The 21,928-nt window shown below is 42.1% G+C and carries 24 protein-coding genes; 17 read left to right on the top strand and 7 right to left on the bottom strand.

All coding sequences use genetic code 11. The features are described from left to right. The 3 genes from GKR71_RS12005 to GKR71_RS11995 form a co-directional block, all read left to right on the top strand. Positions 1–697, top strand: a 697-nt coding sequence (locus tag GKR71_RS12005; protein WP_154634330.1) for a hypothetical protein, incomplete at its 5' end; no start/stop codon positions are given. A 72-nt stretch (positions 698–769) separates the two neighbouring features. Further along, positions 770–1,012, top strand: a complete 243-nt coding sequence (locus GKR71_RS12000; protein ID WP_006661513.1) for an excisionase — start codon at positions 770–772, stop codon at positions 1,010–1,012. Further along, complete coding sequence (locus GKR71_RS11995) at positions 996–2,120, top strand: phage integrase Arm DNA-binding domain-containing protein (protein WP_154634328.1); 1,125 nt, start codon at positions 996–998, stop codon at positions 2,118–2,120. Before GKR71_RS12000 ends, GKR71_RS11995 begins: the two co-directional genes overlap by 17 nt. Before the next feature lie 43 nt (positions 2,121–2,163). Here GKR71_RS11995 and GKR71_RS11990 read toward each other — a convergent pair whose 3' ends face one another. From GKR71_RS11990 to icd, 4 genes are all read right to left on the bottom strand, one after another. Beyond that, complete coding sequence (locus GKR71_RS11990; RefSeq protein WP_154634327.1) at positions 2,164–2,313, bottom strand: hypothetical protein; 150 nt, start codon at positions 2,311–2,313, stop codon at positions 2,164–2,166. Positions 2,314–2,487: 174 nt separating this feature from the next. Continuing rightward, entirely contained in the window at positions 2,488–2,976 is a 489-nt protein-coding gene (locus GKR71_RS11985; RefSeq protein WP_154634326.1) for an ImmA/IrrE family metallo-endopeptidase, read from the bottom strand. Between the two features lie 6 nt (positions 2,977–2,982). Then, positions 2,983–3,342 carry a helix-turn-helix domain-containing protein gene (locus GKR71_RS11980; protein ID WP_154634325.1) on the bottom strand — a complete coding sequence of 120 codons (360 nt, stop codon included), beginning with the start codon at positions 3,340–3,342 and terminating at the stop codon, positions 2,983–2,985. A gap of 275 nt (positions 3,343–3,617) precedes the next feature. After that, the gene (gene icd, locus GKR71_RS11975; protein WP_108477970.1) at positions 3,618–4,871 is read right to left on the bottom strand and encodes an NADP-dependent isocitrate dehydrogenase; all 1,254 of its coding nucleotides are present in this window, start codon (positions 4,869–4,871) and stop codon (positions 3,618–3,620) included. Between the two features lie 545 nt (positions 4,872–5,416). Here icd and GKR71_RS11970 point away from each other — a divergent pair. From GKR71_RS11970 to GKR71_RS11930, 9 genes are all read left to right on the top strand, one after another. Beyond that, positions 5,417–6,070, top strand: a complete 654-nt coding sequence (locus GKR71_RS11970) for a hypothetical protein (RefSeq protein ID WP_154634324.1) — start codon at positions 5,417–5,419, stop codon at positions 6,068–6,070. A gap of 150 nt (positions 6,071–6,220) precedes the next feature. Next, positions 6,221–6,871 carry a 23S rRNA pseudouridine(2457) synthase RluE gene (rluE, locus tag GKR71_RS11965; RefSeq protein WP_108477969.1) on the top strand — a complete coding sequence of 217 codons (651 nt, stop codon included), beginning with the start codon at positions 6,221–6,223 and terminating at the stop codon, positions 6,869–6,871. Continuing rightward, positions 6,864–7,313: an NUDIX domain-containing protein gene (locus tag GKR71_RS11960; protein WP_036953134.1), complete on the top strand. Its 450-nt coding sequence runs from the start codon at positions 6,864–6,866 to the stop codon at positions 7,311–7,313. Before rluE ends, GKR71_RS11960 begins: the two co-directional genes overlap by 8 nt. An 83-nt stretch (positions 7,314–7,396) precedes the next feature. Continuing rightward, positions 7,397–8,518 (top strand): tRNA 2-thiouridine(34) synthase MnmA, encoded by a 1,122-nt coding sequence (gene mnmA, locus GKR71_RS11955; protein ID WP_154634323.1) that lies wholly within the window; start codon positions 7,397–7,399, stop codon positions 8,516–8,518. A gap of 2 nt (positions 8,519–8,520) precedes the next feature. Beyond that, positions 8,521–9,147, top strand: coding sequence for a high frequency lysogenization protein HflD (gene hflD, locus GKR71_RS11950; RefSeq protein WP_108477968.1), 627 nt, complete (start codon positions 8,521–8,523; stop codon positions 9,145–9,147). 17 nt (positions 9,148–9,164) lie between these two features. After that, on the top strand, positions 9,165–10,535 hold the full coding sequence (gene purB, locus GKR71_RS11945) for an adenylosuccinate lyase (RefSeq protein WP_036953131.1): 1,371 nt from the start codon (positions 9,165–9,167) through the stop codon (positions 10,533–10,535). 207 nt (positions 10,536–10,742) lie between these two features. Then, the gene (gene phoP, locus GKR71_RS11940) at positions 10,743–11,417 is read left to right on the top strand and encodes a two-component system response regulator PhoP (RefSeq protein WP_036953130.1); all 675 of its coding nucleotides are present in this window, start codon (positions 10,743–10,745) and stop codon (positions 11,415–11,417) included. Position 11,418: 1 nt separating this feature from the next. Then, a complete protein-coding gene (gene phoQ, locus GKR71_RS11935; protein WP_108477967.1) occupies positions 11,419–12,876 on the top strand; it encodes a two-component system sensor histidine kinase PhoQ in 1,458 nt (485 codons plus the stop codon). A gap of 156 nt (positions 12,877–13,032) precedes the next feature. Then, positions 13,033–14,157 (top strand): ribosomal protein uL16 3-hydroxylase, encoded by a 1,125-nt coding sequence (locus GKR71_RS11930; protein ID WP_036953128.1) that lies wholly within the window; start codon positions 13,033–13,035, stop codon positions 14,155–14,157. Between the two features lie 94 nt (positions 14,158–14,251). Here the strand turns inward: GKR71_RS11930 and pepT are convergent, their stop codons facing one another. After that, entirely contained in the window at positions 14,252–15,496 is a 1,245-nt protein-coding gene (pepT, locus tag GKR71_RS11925) for a peptidase T (RefSeq protein ID WP_036953126.1), read from the bottom strand. A gap of 230 nt (positions 15,497–15,726) precedes the next feature. Between pepT and GKR71_RS11920 the strand changes: the two genes are divergently transcribed. Next, positions 15,727–16,437 (top strand): SDR family oxidoreductase, encoded by a 711-nt coding sequence (locus tag GKR71_RS11920; RefSeq protein ID WP_036953124.1) that lies wholly within the window; start codon positions 15,727–15,729, stop codon positions 16,435–16,437. A gap of 53 nt (positions 16,438–16,490) precedes the next feature. Here the strand turns inward: GKR71_RS11920 and cobB are convergent, their stop codons facing one another. Beyond that, positions 16,491–17,315: a Sir2 family NAD+-dependent deacetylase gene (cobB, locus tag GKR71_RS11915; RefSeq protein WP_036953415.1), complete on the bottom strand. Its 825-nt coding sequence runs from the start codon at positions 17,313–17,315 to the stop codon at positions 16,491–16,493. Positions 17,316–17,604: 289 nt separating this feature from the next. Here cobB and GKR71_RS11910 point away from each other — a divergent pair, with 289 nt between their 5' ends. After that, a complete protein-coding gene (locus tag GKR71_RS11910; protein ID WP_036953122.1) occupies positions 17,605–18,102 on the top strand; it encodes a TIGR00645 family protein in 498 nt (165 codons plus the stop codon). Between the two features lie 72 nt (positions 18,103–18,174). Here the strand turns inward: GKR71_RS11910 and GKR71_RS11905 are convergent, their stop codons facing one another. Then, the gene (locus GKR71_RS11905) at positions 18,175–19,152 is read right to left on the bottom strand and encodes an alpha/beta fold hydrolase (protein ID WP_154609994.1); all 978 of its coding nucleotides are present in this window, start codon (positions 19,150–19,152) and stop codon (positions 18,175–18,177) included. A gap of 208 nt (positions 19,153–19,360) precedes the next feature. Here GKR71_RS11905 and GKR71_RS11900 point away from each other — a divergent pair, with 208 nt between their 5' ends. The 3 genes from GKR71_RS11900 (at position 19,361) to GKR71_RS11890 (ending at position 21,897) form a co-directional block, all read left to right on the top strand. Beyond that, the gene (locus tag GKR71_RS11900; protein ID WP_154634322.1) at positions 19,361–19,969 is read left to right on the top strand and encodes a TetR/AcrR family transcriptional regulator; all 609 of its coding nucleotides are present in this window, start codon (positions 19,361–19,363) and stop codon (positions 19,967–19,969) included. Between the two features lie 31 nt (positions 19,970–20,000). Then, a complete protein-coding gene (locus GKR71_RS11895; RefSeq protein WP_154634321.1) occupies positions 20,001–21,182 on the top strand; it encodes an SGNH/GDSL hydrolase family protein in 1,182 nt (393 codons plus the stop codon). Positions 21,183–21,345: 163 nt separating this feature from the next. Further along, positions 21,346–21,897: a class IV adenylate cyclase gene (locus GKR71_RS11890; RefSeq protein ID WP_154634320.1), complete on the top strand. Its 552-nt coding sequence runs from the start codon at positions 21,346–21,348 to the stop codon at positions 21,895–21,897. Positions 21,898–21,928 lie beyond the last annotated feature (31 nt).

Here is a 21,928-nt window from a genome sequence, read left to right as displayed (position 1 = left end):
TACTGGCAAGCATTTCGACTTCATTAATATCTGTGCGGAAGATATTTCTATCGAAGATATTGCACAGGGTTTATCTAACGAATGTCGCTTTGCTGGCCAAATTGACTCTTTCTATTCTGTGGCTCAACACTCTGTTTATGTTAGCCGGCTTGTACCGCCAGAGTATGCTCTGGAAGCATTACTGCATAATGCTGCTGAAGCTTATTGCCGTGACCTGCCAACGCCATTAAAAGCATTGCTACCGGAATACAAAGCTATCGAAAAGGCTATTCAGTCTGTTATTTGCGATAAATGGAACTTACCAACAGTGATTAGTGATGTCGTTCACTATGCTGACCTGACAATGCTTGCAACAGAACGCCGTGATTTAGATGTGGATGGTGATAACCAATGGCCTATTCTTGAAGGGATCCCATCAAGCGACATGATCACTGTAAACCCAATGCTGCCAGTCCAAGCAAGAGCTATGTTTATTCATCGCTATAACCAGCTTACGGGGATTACTCCTGAGTATGATGCCGATCTAAAGCTTGAAGAAATCTACGGTTATGGCGCTTACGGGAAAATCTTCAACGATAAGAAAAATCGATTCTACGGTGGAGCTTCTATTCAAACATCACGAGTAATCAATATCGATACTTATCTTGCTGATGGATATATCCAAACCGTTAATTCAGTTTACAGAATTGTAGTGTGAGGTTAAATCGTACCGAGTATTTGTGGTTGAATTTTTAGTCTGCATGCGGGCAGATATGTGGAGGTAATTATTGTGACACGTACGAAAACATTGAAAACATGGGCGCAGGAAGAATTTGAAGCACCAGTGCCGAGTTATCAAACACTAATACGTTACGCAAAAAACGGCATGATATCACCTCAGCCATTTAAGGCTGGTCGCTGTTGGCGGGTTGACACAAATGCGAGATTTATTGGAATGAATAGCAAACCAACAATTAAGCATAATGATGATCCGCGATTACTGAGGATATTAGAGGATGGCTCGTCCACGTAAATACAATATCAACATACCGGGATTATCATGTTATATCGACGCCAGAACAAAGAAAGTGTACTGGCGTTATAAACATCCTATAACTGGTAAATTCCACGGATTAGGCACAGATGAAAGCGCAGCAAAAGAAATTGCGATAGAGGCTAATTCTCGCTTAGCTGAAGCAAAAATGAATCAGTTAATCAAAGCCAAGGATGAAATAAGCCGCAAGCTGAAAAAAGGCATCACCGTCCATACATGGCTTGATCAGTTTTTAAAAATACAAAAAGAACGTCTGGAATATGGCGAAATAAAACAAAACACCTACAAACAAAAAATAGCGCCAGTTGAAGCGTTCCGCAAAGCATGTGGCAATCAAATTATTTCTGAAATAGATGTTAGGGATATTGCATCTATCGTTGATGAATATAAAGAGCGCGGGCAAACAAGAATGGCCCAAGTAGTTAGAATGGTTTTAGTTGATGTATTTAAAGAAGCTCAACATGCTGGTGAAGTTCCACCAGGATATAACCCGGCACAGGCAACTAAATTACCTATGAACAGAATTAAGCGTCAGCGCCTAGATTTTGATGAGTGGTTAGTGATCTTTAATGAGGCAGAAAAAACGCAGCGTTACTTACAAAATGCAATGTTACTGGCTATTGTTACAGGGCAACGTTTGGGTGATATCGCTAAACTTAGATTTGATGATATTTGGGATGACCATTTACACATCATCCAAGAGAAAACAGGATCTAAAATTGCAATCCCTCTTTCATTGCATTGTGAAAAGTTGGGATATTCATTAAGAGAAGTTATTGCTCGATGTCGGGACCTAATAGTCAGTCCTTATATACTCCATTATCACCACACAACATCACAAGCTAAACGGGGTGCCCAAGTTACTGGTAATGCTATCACTACGCTTTTTCAGAGAATAAGGGATCAGACTGATTTGAAATGGGAAGATGGGACACCACCAAGTTTTCACGAACAGCGTTCTTTATCGGAGAGATTATATAGAGAACAAGGTATCGATACTAAAACATTATTGGGTCATAAGAGCCAAGCAATGACAGATAAATACCATGATGACCGAGGAAAAAACTGGACAAAAGTTGTCATATAAACAGAAAGCCACCTATAAATTTTGGTGGCTTATTTACTTTTATTTATGCTGCTTTCTTTTCAGAGCATGCACATTGTGGGATAGGAAAAGCTTTACCTTTTTTAGGAAAGCGTACTTTTCCATCAATCACAACTGAGCGTCTAAAAATAATCGTGCATGGCTCACCACATTTAGGGCAAATCCCAGTAGCCATAGTCGATCCTCAATTAACATTACTACCTGTAAATCCATACAGATTGCAATTTGTTGGGAGAACCGCTATACTCGTTCGCGTTGAAAATTGAGTAGCGGTTGGATTATCTCCATACTCAGTGGAATGTGTTAGCGCACAAACCACCACCAAGAAGCCCTGTTAGCGCAGGGTTTTTTACATATAGAAATCGAATGTAAGTTGTTTTGTTTCGTAGCCTAACAAGCCTAATATATACTCAGCAAAAGTATCAGCTTGCCATTCAGCATCTTCACTTTCTATAGCTGGCTTATTAGATTTATGCAGCAAAGGTCTATGACCTAAAAAAAGATGCCCAAGCTCATGCATTATAATAAATAATGCATCTCTCTCGCCCTTGCATGCATTAACATAAATTCTATTTGGGATACTTATTGTCCACGTATTAGGGTCAAAATGACCTATAGTAAGATCATAAGTGTATTCCTCCCATTCACGATCTTCTATAGGGTCAATTGTAATCCCAAATTCAGTGAATGACTCAAAAACTTTATCAAAGTGTTTAGTTCGTTTAAGAGATTTATTTTTTAGGTTGAATGCCAAACAAAATCCCATAGCTCGGCGTTCAATATCTATCTCATTCATTGGGTTAACACGGTTTCCGCGTAATCTATATTGCTGCTCCATTCAACCTTACTCTCCAGAGTCATTAACTCTTTTTAAAAGATCTGCCATTTTCTTTAGTTGCTCTGGTGTAAGCGGAGATTTAGCAAATCCAGCAACAAGCATTTTTTGTTGCATAGATAGCCCGTCTAGCTCAACAAACTCATTTGAAATATCAGCTAATTCTTGTAATTCTTGTATTTGATAGCCTTTATTTTCAAAAAAATTTCTTATTTGCTTAACCCATTTTTTGGATACTTTCTTCCTTCCGTTTTCTAAACCACTTAGAAATGCAGGAGAAACTTCCAGTTCCTCGGCCATAGAAAGCAAAGTTTGATCGGTTTGTAATCTCGCTATTCTTACGGCCTTACCAAATTCAGTGAGAGCCATGATTTTTACTCCAGTCCATGATCTAATGATCGTTAGCAATGCCTAACGAATTTAAATTTAACCCATCATAAAAAATAATTCAACCTTTTTGGTTAATTTATTTTTCAATACGTAAAGTGTTTTCATTGAAGCTACTAGTTCTATTCTATATTTTTCGAACTAAATTTTGGTAGGTTTTGCAGAAGAGTTTTGCAGGGGTTTTGCAGAAGAATTTTTCTAGACAAAATAAAACGGGAGTTTTTAGGCTCCCGTTATTATTCACACTACGTAATAAATTACATGTGTTTAATGATTGCGTCGCCGAATTCGCTACATTTCAGTAACTTAGCGCCTTCTAATTGACGTTCGAAATCGTAAGTTACAGTCTTAGCCGCGATTGCGCCTTCCATACCTTTAACGATTAAGTCTGCCGCTTCAACCCAACCCATGTGGCGCAGCATCATCTCTGCGGACAGAATGATAGAACCTGGGTTTACTTTATCTTGGCCTGCATATTTCGGTGCCGTACCGTGAGTCGCTTCGAACAGCGCGCATTCAGAACCAATATTTGCGCCCGGTGCAATACCGATACCACCAACTTGTGCCGCTAATGCGTCAGAAATATAGTCACCGTTCAGGTTCATACACGCGATAACATCATATTCTGCTGGACGCAGCAGGATTTGTTGTAAGAATGCATCCGCGATAACGTCTTTAACGATGATATCTTTGCCAGTTTTTGGATTCTTGATTTTAACCCATGGACCGCCATCGATTAATTCACCACCGAATTCTTCTTGTGCTAATTGGTAACCCCAATCTTTAAATGCACCTTCAGTGAATTTCATAATGTTGCCTTTATGAACTAAAGTCACTGAATCACGGTTATTATCGATAGCATATTCAATCGCTGCACGAACTAAACGTTTTGTACCTTCTTCAGAACATGGCTTGATACCAATACCGCAATCTTGTGGGAAACGAATTTTCGTTACGCCCATTTCGTTTTGCAGGAATTTGATCACTTTATCTGCTTCTGCACTGCCCGCTTTCCACTCAATACCTGCATAGATATCTTCTGAGTTTTCACGGAAGATCACCATATCAGTGAGTTCAGGTTGTTTAACTGGGCTTGGTGTGCCTTTGTAGTAACGAACTGGACGTAGGCAGATGTATAAATCAAGCTGTTGACGAAGTGCAACGTTGAGGGAACGAATGCCGCCGCCAACTGGTGTGGTTAATGGGCCTTTAATAGAAACGCGGTAATCGCGGATTAAATCGAGAGTTTCTTGAGGTAACCAAACATCTTTACCATATAACTGAGTGGATTTTTCGCCAGTATAAATTTCCATCCAAGAAATTTTACGCTCACCGTTATAGGCTTTTTTAACTGCTGCATCGACAACTTTTAACATTGCTGGAGTGACATCAACCCCAATACCGTCACCTTCAATGAAAGGGATAATTGGGTTGTTCGGAACGTGTAATTTGCCTTTTGCATCAATGGTAATTTTAGCGCCTTCTGCCGGAACTACTACTTTGCTATCCATTAACCTCTCCTTCACTTGCGTATTTTGCTTGTTAATTTTTTGTAAGAGACCTGTCAATACTACTGCAATCTGCGTCGAACGCCAATGATTACTAAGCTAAGCTTGTATACAGATCGCATTTAACGCATTATCTCCGTGTCCAAACACTCAATAAAATCAAAACAAATTCAATATAATCATGATATTAAAAAAAATGTTAACACTCTAAAAAGTTAAATACTAAGCTAAATCACAACCTAAATACTGAACGACCTTATTCCATAGCTTATCTAAAATACCTTATCCAAACATTCGTACTGCTCACAGAAATTAATATATTCTCATATTATCTTTATGATTTAATAGATTTAATTAAATTATTCGCACTTAATGGTTTTAATGCACGTAAACCGAAACCGCATTGATTTTAAACAATTTTAGATTATTGCTAATTTGATTAAATTCTATCTAGATAAATAATGAAACACCATAATAGATTAAGAAAGATAAACTTTTATTTATTAAAAATATAATTATTAATTCAAGATAATATGAAAGGTGAATATATGGAAAAGTTATCAGACTTAATCAATCTCAAACAAAAAGCATTTTCACAGCATCCTTTTTTTCACAATCCTATTAACCCATCGTTACCCATCAAGGAGTCACTGGCGTTCTTACCCAAAATAGCTTTCTTTATTTTGACGTTTGGAGACATTAATAAATACATTCTTCCCTTTGAAAATCCTCAAGATGATTTAGAAATTGCGGTGAATAATCATGCGTTAGAAGATTCGGATCATTGGTATTGGTATATCGATGATCTCCGCACATTGCGTATGAATGAGCCACAACTTTTTACGGATACCTTAGTATGGTTATGGTCGCCACAAATGGAAGCTAACCGTAAGCTCACCTATGAATTAATCAGTGCCATCGTCAATCAACCTGCCAAAATTCGCTTAGCTGTCATTGAAAGCATGGAAGCAACGGGTCGCGTATTCTTTACGTACATTAATCAACTCGCTAAATTATCTCCTGCGCCACTTAAATATTGCGGTGATCTTCATTTGGCTCACGAATCTGGTCATGCGATGGGCAGTGATGCAGAATTAATTGATACCATTAATTATACGGATGAAGAACACATTCTTTGTGTGCATTTGATAGAGAAAATTTTTATCGCTTTCTCTCGTTTTATCGATGAAATAAATCAGTAAGCCATAAGTCAATATCCGATAAATTAGGGAGAGCTACCTGCTGATTGCTCGTATCCCTCCCTTAAATAACCCACCCAAACAGCCTTACTTTATCGCCAAAATATCGCTATTCTATTGCCCATTACATGAATGACTCTCAATAAAAGTATTATGAACGCACCTAATCGCAAGCATACTAAGAAAACTGCACCACATTCAAAGCAACGTCGTTCATTGGCAACGAATTCATCTTCTCGCGTGGCACGCCCAACCCAGCCGCGCAAAGTGATTATTTTCAATAAACCATTTGATGTACTCCCGCAATTTACGGATGAGCAAGGGCGGGAAACGTTAAAAAACTATATTCCCATCTCTGATGTTTATGCTGCTGGGCGTTTGGATAGAGACAGTGAAGGTCTGTTAGTCCTCACTAATGATGGAAAATTACAAGCTCAGCTTACCCAACCGCAGAAAAAAACAGGAAAAATCTACTATGCTCAAGTAGAAGGTATCCCCGATGAAAGCGCCCTCGCAAAATTTCGTCAGGGATTAACCCTAAATGATGGACCTACCCTACCCGCAGGCATCGAGTTAGTCAGTGAGCCAGAATGGTTATGGGTACGAGTTCCACCGATCCGTGAGCGTAAGAACATTCCCACATCTTGGTTAAAGATCACGCTTTATGAAGGAAGAAATCGACAAGTTCGTCGAATGACTGCCAATATTGGTTTTCCCACATTGCGATTAATACGCTACGCCATGGGAAATTTTACGCTCGATAACTTATCTTCCGGCGAATGGAAGGAGGTCACTGTTGTTTAAACCCAATGTTACTGTTGCCACCATTGTCCACGCCAAAGGGCGTTTTTTAGTGGTTGAAGAGTGGATAAATAATAACCCCACATGGAATCAACCCGCAGGACACCTTGAAGCCGATGAAACGTTAGTACAAGCTGCGGCTCGCGAGCTCTATGAAGAGACGGGCATTATTGGTGAGCCTCAGACATTAATTAAAATTCACCAATGGATAGCCCCCGATAAAACCCAATTTATTCGCGTCTTATTCGCCCTTGAACTGGATGCCCCTTGCGAAACCCATCCCCACGATGATGATATCAGCGCTTGTCATTGGGTTAGCGCGGAAGACATCCTGACTAGCCAATGCCTTCGATCCCCTTTAGTGGCCCAAAGTATCCGCTGCTACCAAGAAGGTACTCGCTATCCTTTGAGCGTTTTGGCCGCCTTCGGAGAGCATTACGAATAACATTATTCTCCTAACGCTGGTGCAATAAGGGGGCAACGTGCTAAAGTATGGGGCTTGATTTTTCCGCATTGAGACTATTTCCCATGTCAAATAACAGTACCAAATCAGATAACAGCCAAATTAAGGTCATCGTCGGTATGTCCGGTGGTGTTGATTCATCCGTTTCCGCTTACCTGCTCAAGCAGCAAGGGTATCAGGTGGTCGGTCTGTTTATGAAGAACTGGGAAGAAGACGATAACGAAGAATACTGCACCGCGGCGACTGACCTTGCAGATGCACAAGCGGTATGCGACAAACTCGGTATCGAACTGCGCACCATCAACTTTGCCGCTGAATATTGGGACAATGTATTCGAACACTTTTTAGAAGAATACAAAGCCGGTCGTACCCCAAACCCAGATATTCTGTGTAACAAAGAGATCAAATTTAAAGCGTTCTTAGAGTTTGCTGCCGAAGATCTGGGCGCAGATTATATTGCAACGGGTCACTATGTGCGTCGCCGTGATGTTGACGGCAAAAGCCAGCTATTACGGGGCTTAGACAATAATAAAGACCAAAGCTACTTCCTGTATACCCTCAGCCATGAACAAGTGGCAAAAAGCTTATTCCCAGTGGGTGAATTAGAAAAACCTGAAGTACGTCGCATCGCTGAAGAAATTGGCTTAGTGACTGCGAAGAAAAAAGATTCTACTGGAATCTGCTTTATTGGTGAGCGTAAATTCCGCGATTTCCTCGGACGTTATCTCCCTGCTCAACCAGGTCCAATCGTCACCGTTGACGGTGAAACCATTGGTCAGCACGAAGGGTTGATGTACCACACATTAGGTCAACGTAAAGGGTTAGGCATTGGCGGCACCAAAGACGGTTCTGAAGAGCCATGGTATGTAGTCGATAAAGACGTTGAAAAAAATCAATTGATTGTAGCGCAAGGTCATGAGCATCCACGTTTAATGTCTACAGGCTTAATTGCTCAGCAATTAGATTGGGTTGATAGACAAACATTAACTGAGCCATTGCGCTGCGTGGTGAAAACCCGTTACCGTCAAGCGGATATCCCTTGTACAATCACCCCATTGAGCGCCAAGAAAATCCAAGTCACTTTCGATTATCCGGTTGCAGCTGTTACTCCGGGACAATCTGCGGTATTTTATATCGACGAAGTCTGCCTCGGTGGCGGCGTTATTGAAGCCCGTATTCAGGAGTAAATGTGGCTAAAAACTATTACGATATCACGCTAGCCTTAGCGGGTATCTGCCAAGCAAGTTTGATGGTACAAAAGCTCGCTCATGAAGGCACCTTTAGTGAGCAAGATGGTAAAACCATGGTCAATAGCCTGACCAACATGAATCCATCCACCACACTGGATGTATTCGGTAATGACGAAGCGAATTTAAAAACCGGTTTAACTGCCCTGCTTGGCATGTTAACCGGGGGTAATAGTGGGATCTCTGCAGAGATGACCCGCTATATGCTTAGCATCATGGCGCTAGAACGCCGCTTAAGCAAAGATGACAATGCCATGAACCAACTCGGTCAACGAATTGAGCAATTTGAGCGTCAAGCTAGCTATTTCGAACCGATGTCTGAAGGTGTTTTTAACGCACTCGCCGGAATTTATGTGGATGTAGTCAGCCCAGCAGGTCCTCGAATTCAAGTGACCGGCTCCCCTGATATTCTGAAAAATACCGTTGTTCAAGCCAAAGTTAGAGCCACATTGCTCGCAGGTATTCGCTGTGCAGTTCTCTGGCAGCAAGTTGGTGGAAGTCGCCTCCAACTGATGTTTTCTCGAAGCCGTCTGTCTAATCAGGCGAAACAAATTTTGTCTCACCTATAAATCTGGAGTTGCTACCAATGGAATTATCCTCACTGACCGCTGTATCCCCGATTGACGGCCGTTACGGTGATAAAGTCAGCGCTTTACGCACTATTTTTAGTGAGTTTGGCTTACTGAAATTTCGTGTGCAAGTTGAAGTTCGCTGGCTGCAAAAACTGGCTGCAACCGCTCAAATCAAAGAAGTTCCTTCATTTGATGCTGACGCAATCGCTTACTTAGATGAAATCGTCGCGAACTTCTGCGAAAAAGATGCAATGCGTATCAAAGAAATTGAACGCACAACTAACCACGATGTTAAAGCAGTAGAATATTTCCTGAAAGAAAAAGTGGCGCACATCCCTGCTCTGCATGCGGTCTCTGAATTTATTCACTTTGCTTGTACGTCGGAAGACATCAATAACCTGTCCCATGCCTTAATGCTGAAAACCGCTCGTGAAGAGGTTTTACTACCACAATGGCGTCAAATCATTGATAAAGTTAAAGCGATGGCGCACGAATACCGTACTTTACCTTTACTGTCACGTACTCACGGGCAACCAGCAACACCATCCACTATTGGTAAAGAATTTGCTAACGTTGCGTACCGTTTAGAGCGTCAATACCGCCAGTTAGAGCAAGTGGAAATTTTAGGTAAAATCAATGGTGCCGTTGGTAACTATAACGCCCACATTGCCGCTTATCCTGAGGTTAACTGGCACGAATTCAGTGAAACATTCGTAACCTCACTGGGCATTCAATGGAACCCGTTCACAACCCAAATCGAACCACACGATTATATCGCAGAACTGTTTGACTGTGTGGCGCGTTTCAACACTATCGTGTTGGACTTTGACCGTGATATCTGGGGCTATGTTGCTTTAAACCACTTTAAGCAAAAAACCATTGCCGGTGAAATTGGCTCATCCACCATGCCACACAAAGTTAACCCTATCGACTTCGAAAATTCAGAAGGTAACTTAGGTTTAGCAAACGCGGTATTAGGTCATTTAGCAAGCAAATTGCCAGTTTCTCGCTGGCAGCGTGACCTAACTGACTCAACCGTTCTGCGTAACTTAGGTGTCGGTTTAGGCTATGCCCTGATTGCTTACCAATCCACAATGAAGGGCTTGAACAAATTAGAAGTTAATGAACAGCACTTACTGGATGAATTAGATCAAAACTGGGAAGTGTTAGCGGAGCCAATCCAGACAGTAATGCGTCGTTATGGCATCGAAAAACCGTATGAAAAACTGAAAGAATTAACTCGTGGTAAACGCGTTACCGCTGAAGGCATGAAACAGTTTATCGATGGTTTAGAACTTCCAGAAAGCGAAAAAGAGCGTCTGAAAGCGATGACGCCAGCCAACTACATTGGCTATGCGATTAATTTTATTGATGAAATCAAGTAATCAATAGTTATTCAAGCAGGCGGCATTCGTGTCGCCTGTTTTTTCTATTTATTTGTTTAACCCGTTTTCCAAAAAATCTCAGATTCGACTATTTTTCCGATCTGTTTGACTTATATTTAGTTAAGATCTTGTTCCCTATCCCATCTCTTTCTACCATACTCATTATAATATTCTCATTTGCATGCTTTCTTTATGTGAGGTTCTCAGATGCGCATTCTTATCGTCGAAGATAACGCCCTACTTCGTCACCATTTAACCGTTCAACTCAAAGAATTAGGTCATCAGGTAGATTCTGCTGAAGATGCAAAAGAAGCGGATTATTTTCTGAATGAAAGCCATCCCGATATTGCAGTCGTGGACTTAGGTCTTCCAGATGAAGATGGGCTTTCTATGATCAAACGCTGGCGCAGTAACCATGTCAGCATTCCGCTCCTCGTCCTAACTGCACGAGAAAGCTGGCAAGAAAAGGTTCAAGCTCTCAATAGCGGCGCTGATGACTATGTCACCAAACCTTTTCAACTAGAAGAGCTGGTCGCACGGATGCAAGCATTGATGCGCCGTAACAGTGGATTAGCCTCCCAAGTGCTTGAACTTGAAAACTTTGTTATTGACCTTTCCCGTAAAGAATTCACCGTTAATGGTGAGTCGGTCAAACTCACTGCATTTGAATACACCATTATTGAAACCTTGCTGCGCAATAATGGAAAAGTGGTCAGTAAAGACTCCCTCATGCGCCAGCTCTATCCAGATGCAGAGTTACGGGAAAGCCACACTATCGATGTGCTTATGGGACGTTTACGTAAAAAAATCCAACAGTTCCATGCCCAAGAAGTGATTGTGACTGTTCGAGGTCAAGGCTACCGTTTCGATGTGAACAGCTAATATGAAACTGCGTAAATTTAGGTTCAAACCCATCTCTTTACAGGCGCGTTTTATTTGTGCGACGTCAGCCGTCATTCTGGCGCTAACTCTCGCTTATGGGATTGTCGCTGTTGTGGGTTATTTGGTCAGTTTTGACCGAACGACCTACACGTTACTACGTAGCCAAAGTAACCTAATTTACAGCCTTGCTCAGTGGCAAGATAATAAAATTGATATTCGCGTTCCCCCAAACTTTACGTTGAACAACCCCTCGTTGATCATTATTTATGATAAAAATGGGCAAACTGTCTGGCGCCAACGAGAAGTCCCCAGCGTCGAGCGTCTTATTCAACTCGATTGGTTAAAAAAGAATGGGTTATACGAAATTGATACCGATTTCGATGAGACGCGCCAATTGATGAACAATAACCCGGACTACAGCCATCGACTCAATGATATAGATAATATCGATGAGCCATTAACTCACTCCGTTTCAGTTAACCAGTATTTAGAAACTGAAACCATGCCAGCACTGACGATTGTCGTCGTCGATACGTTACCTCAAGACTTACAAAGCACGGGCGTTGTCTGGGACTGGTTTGGTTACGTGTTACTCGCCAACTTTATACTGGTGATCCCGCTGTTATGGCTTGCAGCCTATTGGAGTGTGCGCCCCATTAAGTCACTGATTTCGCAAATTAGTAGCCTTGAAAAAGGGGAGCGAGAAACGCTGGATGAAAACCCGCCAGCAGAACTGCGAGGCTTGGTACGGAATTTGAATATTTTGCTGAGTAACGAACGCAAGCGCTATAGCAAATATCGCACTACATTGTCCGATTTAACCCACAGCCTAAAAACCCCGTTGGCCGTATTACAATCCACATTGCGGCTTCTACGTTCTGGTAAGCAAATGACCATCGAACAAGCAGAACCTATCATGTTGGAACAAATAGGACGCATTTCTCAGCAAGTTGGCTACTATTTGCATCGCGCCTCGAATCAGGGGGATGAAAACCTGATGCTGCGGGAAATCGCTTCAGTACCTTCTATCTTAGATAGCCTCTCTAGCGCACTGCATAAAGTGTACCTCAACAAAGGTGTCTCCATCACCGTCGATATCTCCCCTGAAATCACATGGCTGGGTCAGCCTAATGATTTTATGGAAGTGATGGGCAATATTATGGAAAACGCCTGTAAATATTGCCTTGAATTTGTGGAAGTCACTGCCCTTGTCAATCACGATAGCCTAACCATTTTTGTGGATGATGATGGTCCTGGCGTCCCAGAGAGTAAGCGCAGCATGATATTTATGCGAGGACAACGCGCTGACACCCTAAGACCAGGGCAAGGTTTGGGGCTATCAATAGCGGTGGATATCATCGACCAATATGATGGCGAAATTACCATTTCAGATAGCCCACTTGGCGGTGCTCGTGTCGCCGTCACCTTTAGGCAGCAAGCGGTGATTGAAGATGCTTAGGTCTTGAATTGAGATAGCTAGGGCATAAACGAAGATAATTCACTCATCTGTAGATGAAGATGGCTAATCTGTGAACTGACGCCCTCTAAGCCCTGTTTTACAATCCATTTCCGGTATACTATTTAGGAAGTTTTGTCATAACTAGGGAACAATAAGATGGATTATAAACTGAATCTTGACTGGCAGAGTTTTCTGGACAGTCATTGGCAGAAACGACCTCTGCTTATCAAACAGGGTTTTACGCGTTTTATTGATCCTATCTCGCCTGATGAACTCGCGGGATTAGCGATGGAAGATGAGGTTGATAGCCGTTTAGTCAGCCATCAAAATGGGCTCTGGCAAGTCGCCCACGGTCCATTCGAAAGCTACGACCATTTAGGTGAAGAAAACTGGTCAATCTTGGTTCAAGCCGTTGACCACTGGCACTACCCAAGTGCGCAACTGATGAAACCTTTCCGTGTCCTTTCTGACTGGCGTATGGACGATTTAATGATCTCCTACTCCGTTCCGGGTGGTGGTGTAGGTCCTCATCTCGACCAATACGATGTATTCATTATTCAAGGCGAAGGTCGTCGTCACTGGCGTGTTGGGGAAAAAATCCCAATGAAGCAACACTCCCCACATCCTGATTTACTGCAAGTGCAGCCTTTTGACGCCATTATTGACGAAGAGATGGAACCCGGTGATATCCTGTATATCCCACCTGGATTCCCCCACGAAGGTTATGCCATTGAGCCATCACTGAATTTCTCTGTCGGTTTCCGCGCGCCTAATGCTCGTGAATTAATGAGCAGCTTTGCTGACCATTTAATTTCCAATGATTTAGGCAGCTATCGCTACAGCGACCCTGACCTTTCTTTCCGTGATAATCCGGCTGAAATTTTGCAAGGCGAACAGATTAAGCTGCGCGAAATGATGGAATCACTGATTCATGATCCAGAGCTATTCCGTAAGTGGTTAGGTGAATTTATTTCTCAATCACGTCACGAGCTGGATTTGGCACCGCCAGAGCCGCCTTATGAACAAGATGAGATTTATAATTTATTGAAAGACCAGCAAGAAACCTTATATAAACTCAATGGGTTGCGCGCTCTTCGTGTGGGTGATCAATTCTTTGTTAATGGTGAGTCTTTAGAGACTAAATGCTATGAAGCCGCTGATAGCCTGTGCCGTTTCGATTCCGTCAACCATGCAAATCTTGGTGACGCGTTAGATGATGTCAATTTTATTGCCTTAATGACAGCATTGATTAATAGCGGATATTGGTATTTTGACGACTAATTAGTCCTATAATTAACCACCAACAAACAGCAAATACCCCGAATATCATCACATCGGGGCATTTGCTGTTTTTTATATTAAGCACACATCAAAACTATTTATCAGTATTGCGTTTTGCATGAATAGCCGTTAATTCCGCAATTCTCATAATCACGCTCACCGCCTGCTCCATTCCTTCTTGAGTAATAAACTCATGTTTACTATGGAAGTTATAGCCACCAGTAAAAATATTCGGACATGGTAAGCCCCGGTATGATAGCTGCGCTCCGTCCGTTCCCCCACGGATAGGCTTGATAACAGGCTCAATATCACAGTCCAGCATCGCTTGTTTCGCTAATTCAACAACATGCGGATATTTCATCACTTCTTTATGCATATTGTAGTAGCTATCATCCAATGTCAGCTCGATATAGCAGCTTGGGTGCAGCCCTTCACCCACTTTTTCCGCGATACGAATAATATTTTTCTTTCTCGCTTCAAAATTGGCTAAATCAAAATCACGGATAATGTAGTTCATTTCCGCTTTTTCCACGTTACCTTTAATGGACGTTAAGTGATAAAAGCCTTCGTAACCTTCCGTATTTTCAGGTGTTTCATCCGCCGGTAACATAGAATGGATTCGCGTTGCTAAACCCAACGCATTGACCATCACACCTTTGGCGCTACCAGGATGGGTATTGTTACCCACAATTTTAATAGAGACGTTAGCAGCGTTAAAGTTTTCGAATTCGAGTTCACCGACACCACCACCATCAACGGTATAAGCCCAGCGAGCATCAAATTCTTTAAAATCGATATGTTGTGCACCACGACCAATTTCTTCATCTGGCGTAAAGGCAACACAGATTTTTCCGTGTGGAACATTTTGCCCTTCTAAACGCACAATCGCGGTAATAATTTCTGCGATACCCGCTTTATCATCCGCCCCTAATAAGGTTTTGCCATCGGTCATAATCAGCGTTTTGCCAATCATTTCGTGCAATACAGGGAACATAACGGGGGATAAAACTTCATCACCAATGCCCAGAGCAATATCGCCACCACGATAATTCTCAAGCACTTGCGGGCACACATTTTTGCCCGAATAATCTGGGGCGGTATCCAAATGCGAAATGAAGCCTATCGCAGGCACATCCCAATCAACATTGGATGGCATGATAGCCGTTAAACAGCCATGTTCCGACAGCGTCACTTTTTCAAAGCCAAGGATATTTAATTCTTTGGCTAACGCGCGGGCAAATTTTAGCTGGCCAGTGCTACTAGGTACTGTTTTTGCATTCAGTTTTGATTGTGTATCAAACGCAGTGTATTCAAAAAACCGCTCCAAGAGTTTGTCCATACTTCCTCCCCCTAAATATCAATGGGGATATTATGGGAAAGATCACAGAAACAATTATTGTTTCAAATCAGATTTGCAGCTAAAGAGTGAGGAAGATAACTAATTAATTTAATTTATTGTTCATTTTGAGCTGCACTTTTGGATAACGCAACGCGTTAAGTACCATGTTATATAATGGCTATCTTATATAACGAAATGCGCTATAGAATGATTTTTAAGGTGGGAATACGATGGCAAAAACATTTTTAATTTACGGTGTCAGTAAAGGGTTAGGTAAAGCATTAGTTGAAGGAGTGCCTGACCAAACTGATACTGTGTACGGTGTTTCTCGCACTGAACCGCCTTTTGGTGGTGCGCAATTTCACTGGATATCCGCTGATCTTAGTGATATTCAATCGGCTTCAATTATCAAAAAGCAGCTAGGCGAAAAACCCATTGATACCCTAATTTATAATGTCGGCATTTGGGAAAAACTCGCCTTTACTGAAGAATATGATTTCGAGTCCACCAGCGATATTGAATTACTCACCATGATCCAGACCAATATCGGTGCCTGCCTGTTGAACTTGAAAGCACTTCTTAGCAACTTGCGTTTAGGCACCAATAGTAAAATTATTTTAATTGGCTCTACGTGGGGGTTGGATAATCATAATGGTAAAGAAGTCACCTTTAGCGCAACCAAATATGCCTTACGTGGGATTGTACAATCACTGAGAGAAACCTTGCGCCAAGATAATATTGGCATTTCTATTTTGAATTTAGGTTATCTCGCCACGGAATATCCGTTATCTATGCCAGTGAATGAGGTGATTCAAAAAAGTGAAGGTGCGTTAATTCCGCTGCAAGATGTGGTCAATGCCGTGCGCTTTATTCTTAGCACCAGCAGCGCCACCTGCGTAAAAGAAATTACCATGCCCGCCATGTTAGATGAAAACGTGTGATATCAATCTAATTTGCTCGGTACATAAAAGGGAGCAAAAGCTCCCTTTTATGTTTATTCTTCGCTGTTTAACTTTGCCAGTAAGTCATCCACATATTCACTAACCACTTTACTCGCCAATCCATAATGGCGCTCTTCAAACTCGCTTTCCACTTGGCTTGGTTCTAAATTCAGTTGTACCGTATGAGCACCTTGTAAACGCGCTTCATGTACAAACCCTGCCGCTGGATAAACATGCCCCGATGTTCCGATGGAAATAAACAGTGTGGCATCTCCAAGTGCTTGGTAGATCCTGTCCATTTCAAACGGCATCTCACCAAACCACACAATATGCGGGCGTAATGGCTGTGGGAACTGGCAGCAATGGCAACGCTCTTCTACGGATAAATCCCCTTTCCATTCGAGGACTTGGTTTGACCAATTACAACGTACTTTTAATAATTCACCGTGCATATGCACCACGCGCTTGCTACCCGCACGCTCATGTAAATTATCAATATTCTGTGTCACTAGCAGGAATCTATCCCCCAGCGCTTGTTCTAATTTTGCTAATGCGTAGTGCGCTGCATTCGGTTGAATATTATCTTGTTGCAACTGGCGACGACGTTCATTGTAAAAGCGCTGAACTAATTGGGGATCACGAGCAAATCCTTCAGGTGTTGCCACATCTTCCACGCGATGCTCTTCCCATAAACCATCTGCCGAACGGAAGGTTTGAATCCCTGACTCTGCAGAAATACCCGCACCGGTTAATACAACCACGTTAATGTTTTGCATACTGAGCAGTCTATTATCAATGTAGTAAGAACGATTGCGAAGTCGCTGACGGCGTTTACATTTATTTTTACTTATTTTTTTCAATCTACGGCGAAATCGCAACATCGGAAATTTCCTTTCATCCTTGCAGTGAATTTGTCGGTATAAAAAGTGGAAATATAAACATGGTAAATTATGTTATTTATACATAATTTAGATAGTAACATACTAAACCCCTTCATCTCCTGCAAAGTAAAACAAATATCTCAATAACCTCGATTTAATAACTTTTTTATCATCAAAAAGACATTTTTTTCACTTTCAGATGACAAAAAACTTTATCCCCATCACACCTAACGGCTAAAATAGCCGCCATCTCACTATTTTGGTTTCTCTTATTTGAAGGATTTCCATGGAAAAGTTTTTTGAAAGAATGATGTACGCTTCACGTTGGATCCTTGCGCCCATTTATTTGGGACTATCACTGACATTGCTGGCGTTAACCATCAAATTTTTCCAAGAAGTATTTCATATTCTGCCAAGCATTTTTAGCATTCCAGAATCTGACTTGATCCTCACGCTGCTATCTCTCATTGATATGGCGCTGGTGGGTGGATTACTGGTGATGGTGATGTTCTCAGGTTACGAAAACTTCGTCTCTCAATTAAATTTGTCTGATCATCATGAAAAGCTGAATTGGATTGGGACTATGGATGCGACGTCACTGAAAAATAAAGTGGCTGCCTCCATTGTCGCCATCTCATCCATCCACTTATTGAAGATTTTCATGAACCTCAAAAACGTCGAAAACGATAAGTTGATGTGGTATGTGATCCTTCATTTAACCTTCGTGCTGTCGGCGTTTGTGATGGGTTATTTGGATAAAATGACCAAGAAAGCTAAGTATTAGTTCTCTCTCAATACACACGATCCGGCATAAAATAAGGGAAGCTCACTGTAGCTTCCCTTTTTGTTTCAAATATTATTGTTTCAAGAACGGTAAAATGTGGCTCATTAACTGTTCAGGACACTCCTCCGTCACGAAATGACCACACTCCCCAAGCATCGCCCCTTGTAATTGGGTTGCTCGCCCCTGTAACGTCAATTGCGGCGCATCTCGGGTTGCCTGATCCGCCCCAATCGCCAATACTGGCATGGTGAGCTTTTTCTGCGCTCGCTGTTTATTTTGCTCAATCGTCTGTGGAATAGCACGATAATAGGCAAAACCAGCTCGCAGTCCCCCCGGAGAAGCATACGCATCAATATACGTCTGTGCGGCAACGCGATCACGACGATAAGCCCAATTATCAAAAATAAAGTTAAGATACTCACGCTCTTTACCTGCCGTCAGCATTTCTGGTAAATCTCGTACTTGGTTGAACATAAAATGCCAGAGGAAAATATTCTCCGCAGGATCAACAAAAATCGTTGGCGCAGGTGCTAATCCCGGAATAACCGCTTCGGTTAAGGCAATCTTTTTCACGTCGGCGGGATAATCACTGGCCAGCGCATACCCTACCCACATACCAATATCATGCCCTATCACCGAATAGTGAGTATGACCCAGTTGCTTCATCATTTCGTGCAATGTGGTTGCGGCAGCGCCCGTATCATAACCACTTTCTGGCTTATCAGAATACCCTGTTCCCAATGGATCAACAGCAATAGCGGCATAACCATTAGCAGCGAGATCCGTCATCACATAGCGCCACGTGTACCATGTTTGTGGCCAACCGGGGATCAATAAAACTGGCTCACCTTCCCCAGCGGTAACATAGTGAAGGCGCTGCCCGTTCACTTTCACATAGTGATGTTTAAAGCTGGCCTCATTCGCTTCAATGGTTGGAGGCGTAGCACTTTTGGCTGTTTGAGTTAGGTTTCCTGCTGCTAACGTAGCTGTTGCTTGCAAAGAGAGCGTCATCAGAGAAACGAGTAACACCTTTTTAAATACCGAATTCATATTTGTTCCATACACTTTTATGTGGGTAAAAAGCCACTCATTCACGAGTTGCATTAATTGTTTGTCGATCAACAATGAATAGGTTAAAGGTTTTTTTAATTATTTGTCAATCGATAAAGAATAATTATTTGTCATTCGACAAAGAAGTGATAGTATGAACGCATTCTCATTCAGCGCATCATTATCATGTATTAAGAGGAGCATCGTTATGGCGGGAAGACCGAGAGAGTTCGACAGAGACGCGGCATTGAATAAAGCTAAATTTGTCTTTTGGCAAAGAGGTTATGAAGGTACGTCGATGTCAGATTTAGTCTCTGCTCTAGGCATCGCTTCTGCTCGCATTTATGCGGCATTTGGCTCGAAAGAAAACCTATTTCGCGAAGCTATCGCCCTGTATCTAAGCCAAGAAGGCGCTTTTGCTGATACTGCGTTACAAGAGCCTAATACGCGTCTAGCAATAACACAGTTATTAACCCAAGCTGTCGAAACTTACACCCAACAAACGCATCCACAGGGGTGCATGGTAGTTTTATCACTGACCAACTATGCCAGTGAAAATGAAAACATTATGTCTTGGCTAGCGAATTACCGGAAAGACCGTACCACCGCCATCATACAACGTTTAAATGAGGGTGTAACTCAAGGGGATTTACCCAAGGAAACAAACACCCAAGCACTTGGCGATTATATCTCAACACTATTTCACGGCATTTCGATTCAAGCTCGCGACGGGGTGAGTAAAGCGCATTTACTCGCGATGGTTGACGTTGCTATGACTGGGTTTGATTCCTTTATCTCAGCATCAACTGCCCACTGATTATCCACTTCAATTTTAGGAAAAAATTGCTATGTCCTCATTCGGTTCATCTCCCAGTCGTGCATGGGTTTGCACATGGCTTTCAACATCTCAACCCACCACGGGTGAGGCATTTCCGTTTCCATTGGAGATCCCAACCTTATTGAATAACCAAACCTTACAGCAAACGCTGCGCATCACATTAGGCGGGCAACAATTACGCCTTGTGTTTTCGAATCGTTATGGCTCTCAGCCCCTAGTATTGGGTGAAAATGTCATTCTTGTAAAATCACCATCTGGCCAGTCATGGAGCGCCCCTGTTCTGTTTAATGGGCAATCCGGTGTTTCTATCCCCGCAGGGCAAGTGGTGTACAGTGATGAAATCATCCATCCTATTAACGATTTGTCTGAAGTCACCCTACGAACCTATCTACCGAATCCTACGCTTATAGAGACCTTTCATTGGGATGCACGACATTATTCTCAATTAACATCGGGTAACGGTGTTCATTCCAAAATGATGAAAGAAAGCCTACCAATCAGTTCGCGTTTATTATTAGAGGCTGTTGAAATTCAGAATCAGGCGCCAAGCCAAGCGATTGTCGTTATTGGCGATTCCATGGTGGATGGCAATGGTGTCGAAATGGGAACTTATCGCCGTTGGGTAGATTTTTTTGCTGAGCGTACCGTTTCTCAGCACACAGCGGTGATCAATGCGGGCCAATCGGGTTCTCGCTTACTCAAAGATGGTATTGGCATCAGTACATTATCTCGCTTTACTCGGGATGTTATTGAGCAAGCTGGCGTAACCATTTGCATTGTACAAGTGGGTCTCAATGATATTGGGCTTGCACAAACCGCTCTAGCGCCTGCGGATATGACGCCTTCCGCTAGCCAGTTGATTGAAGGTTATCGTCAATTACTTGATATGGCGCATCAGCATCATATTCGCGTTGTCGGCGTCACGCTTGTTCCGCTACGCGGTGCAGACGAATATGGATTAGATAACTTCTATACCTCCGAAAAAGAAGCTATTCGCCAAGAAGTGAACGAATGGATACGCACTAGCGATGAATTTGATGCATTAATTGACACTGAACAACTTGTGCGCGACTCGCAAAATCCTCAACAATTAGCGCTAATCTATGATTCTGGGGATCATCTCCACCTTAACCACGCAGGGCATCTGTTGGTTGCGAATTCAATTTCCTTTGATACTGTTATTGGAGTTTAAAACAGTCATTAGCATTGAAACCATAGGTATGAGAATAACTTTTCGTACCTAATTATTCCGCTATTCTTTGATACAGCTTAACATTACCTTCAGCCACGCCATCATTCCCTATGTTACTATCCACCGACCTAATCCATCATTTAAAACAACCTTGGATAATAGAATGAGTGACCATTTTGTCGGGAAATTTGAAGTCGAAATTAAGTTCAAACTACCCAATTCTGACACTTTTCTTAAGCAGCTTATCAATGATAATGCTGAAGCATTTACCGTAAATAATCATGAGATTGATGACTTTTTTGACTATCAAGATGGGCAGTTAGCCGCGCAAAATATCAGTATGTCCGTGCGGGAGATGACACCCTCAGGGATTAAACTCTGGATAGTCAAAGGACCAAGCAGTGCCGAGTGTAAAGCGATTGATATTGCAGACTGCCAACATGTCAAAAACATGCTGAACACCTTGGGATATCAATGTTACCTAACGATTGCTAAACAGCGCAGCATCTATTTTCTGGATGATATTCATATCACCATTGATTACTTGGAAGGTATTGGTTGGTTTGCTGAATTTGCGATTATGACAGACGATGAGAGCGAGTTAGACAACTTGTACACCAAATTACTGTCTACCGCGCAACACTATGGTTTTACAGAAGCATTAATTGAAACTCGCAGCTATAAGCAGATGTACCTTGAGAATTTGATGAAATAGCCTTAGATAACATGATGAAATAAGGCGCGAC

It is taken from the genome of Providencia sp. wls1922, from assembly GCF_009706505.1.
GTDB lineage: Bacteria > Pseudomonadota > Gammaproteobacteria > Enterobacterales > Enterobacteriaceae > Providencia > Providencia lanzhouensis.
Note: the sequence above shows the minus strand (reverse complement) of the source record. Positions and strands in the feature narration are given on the sequence as shown.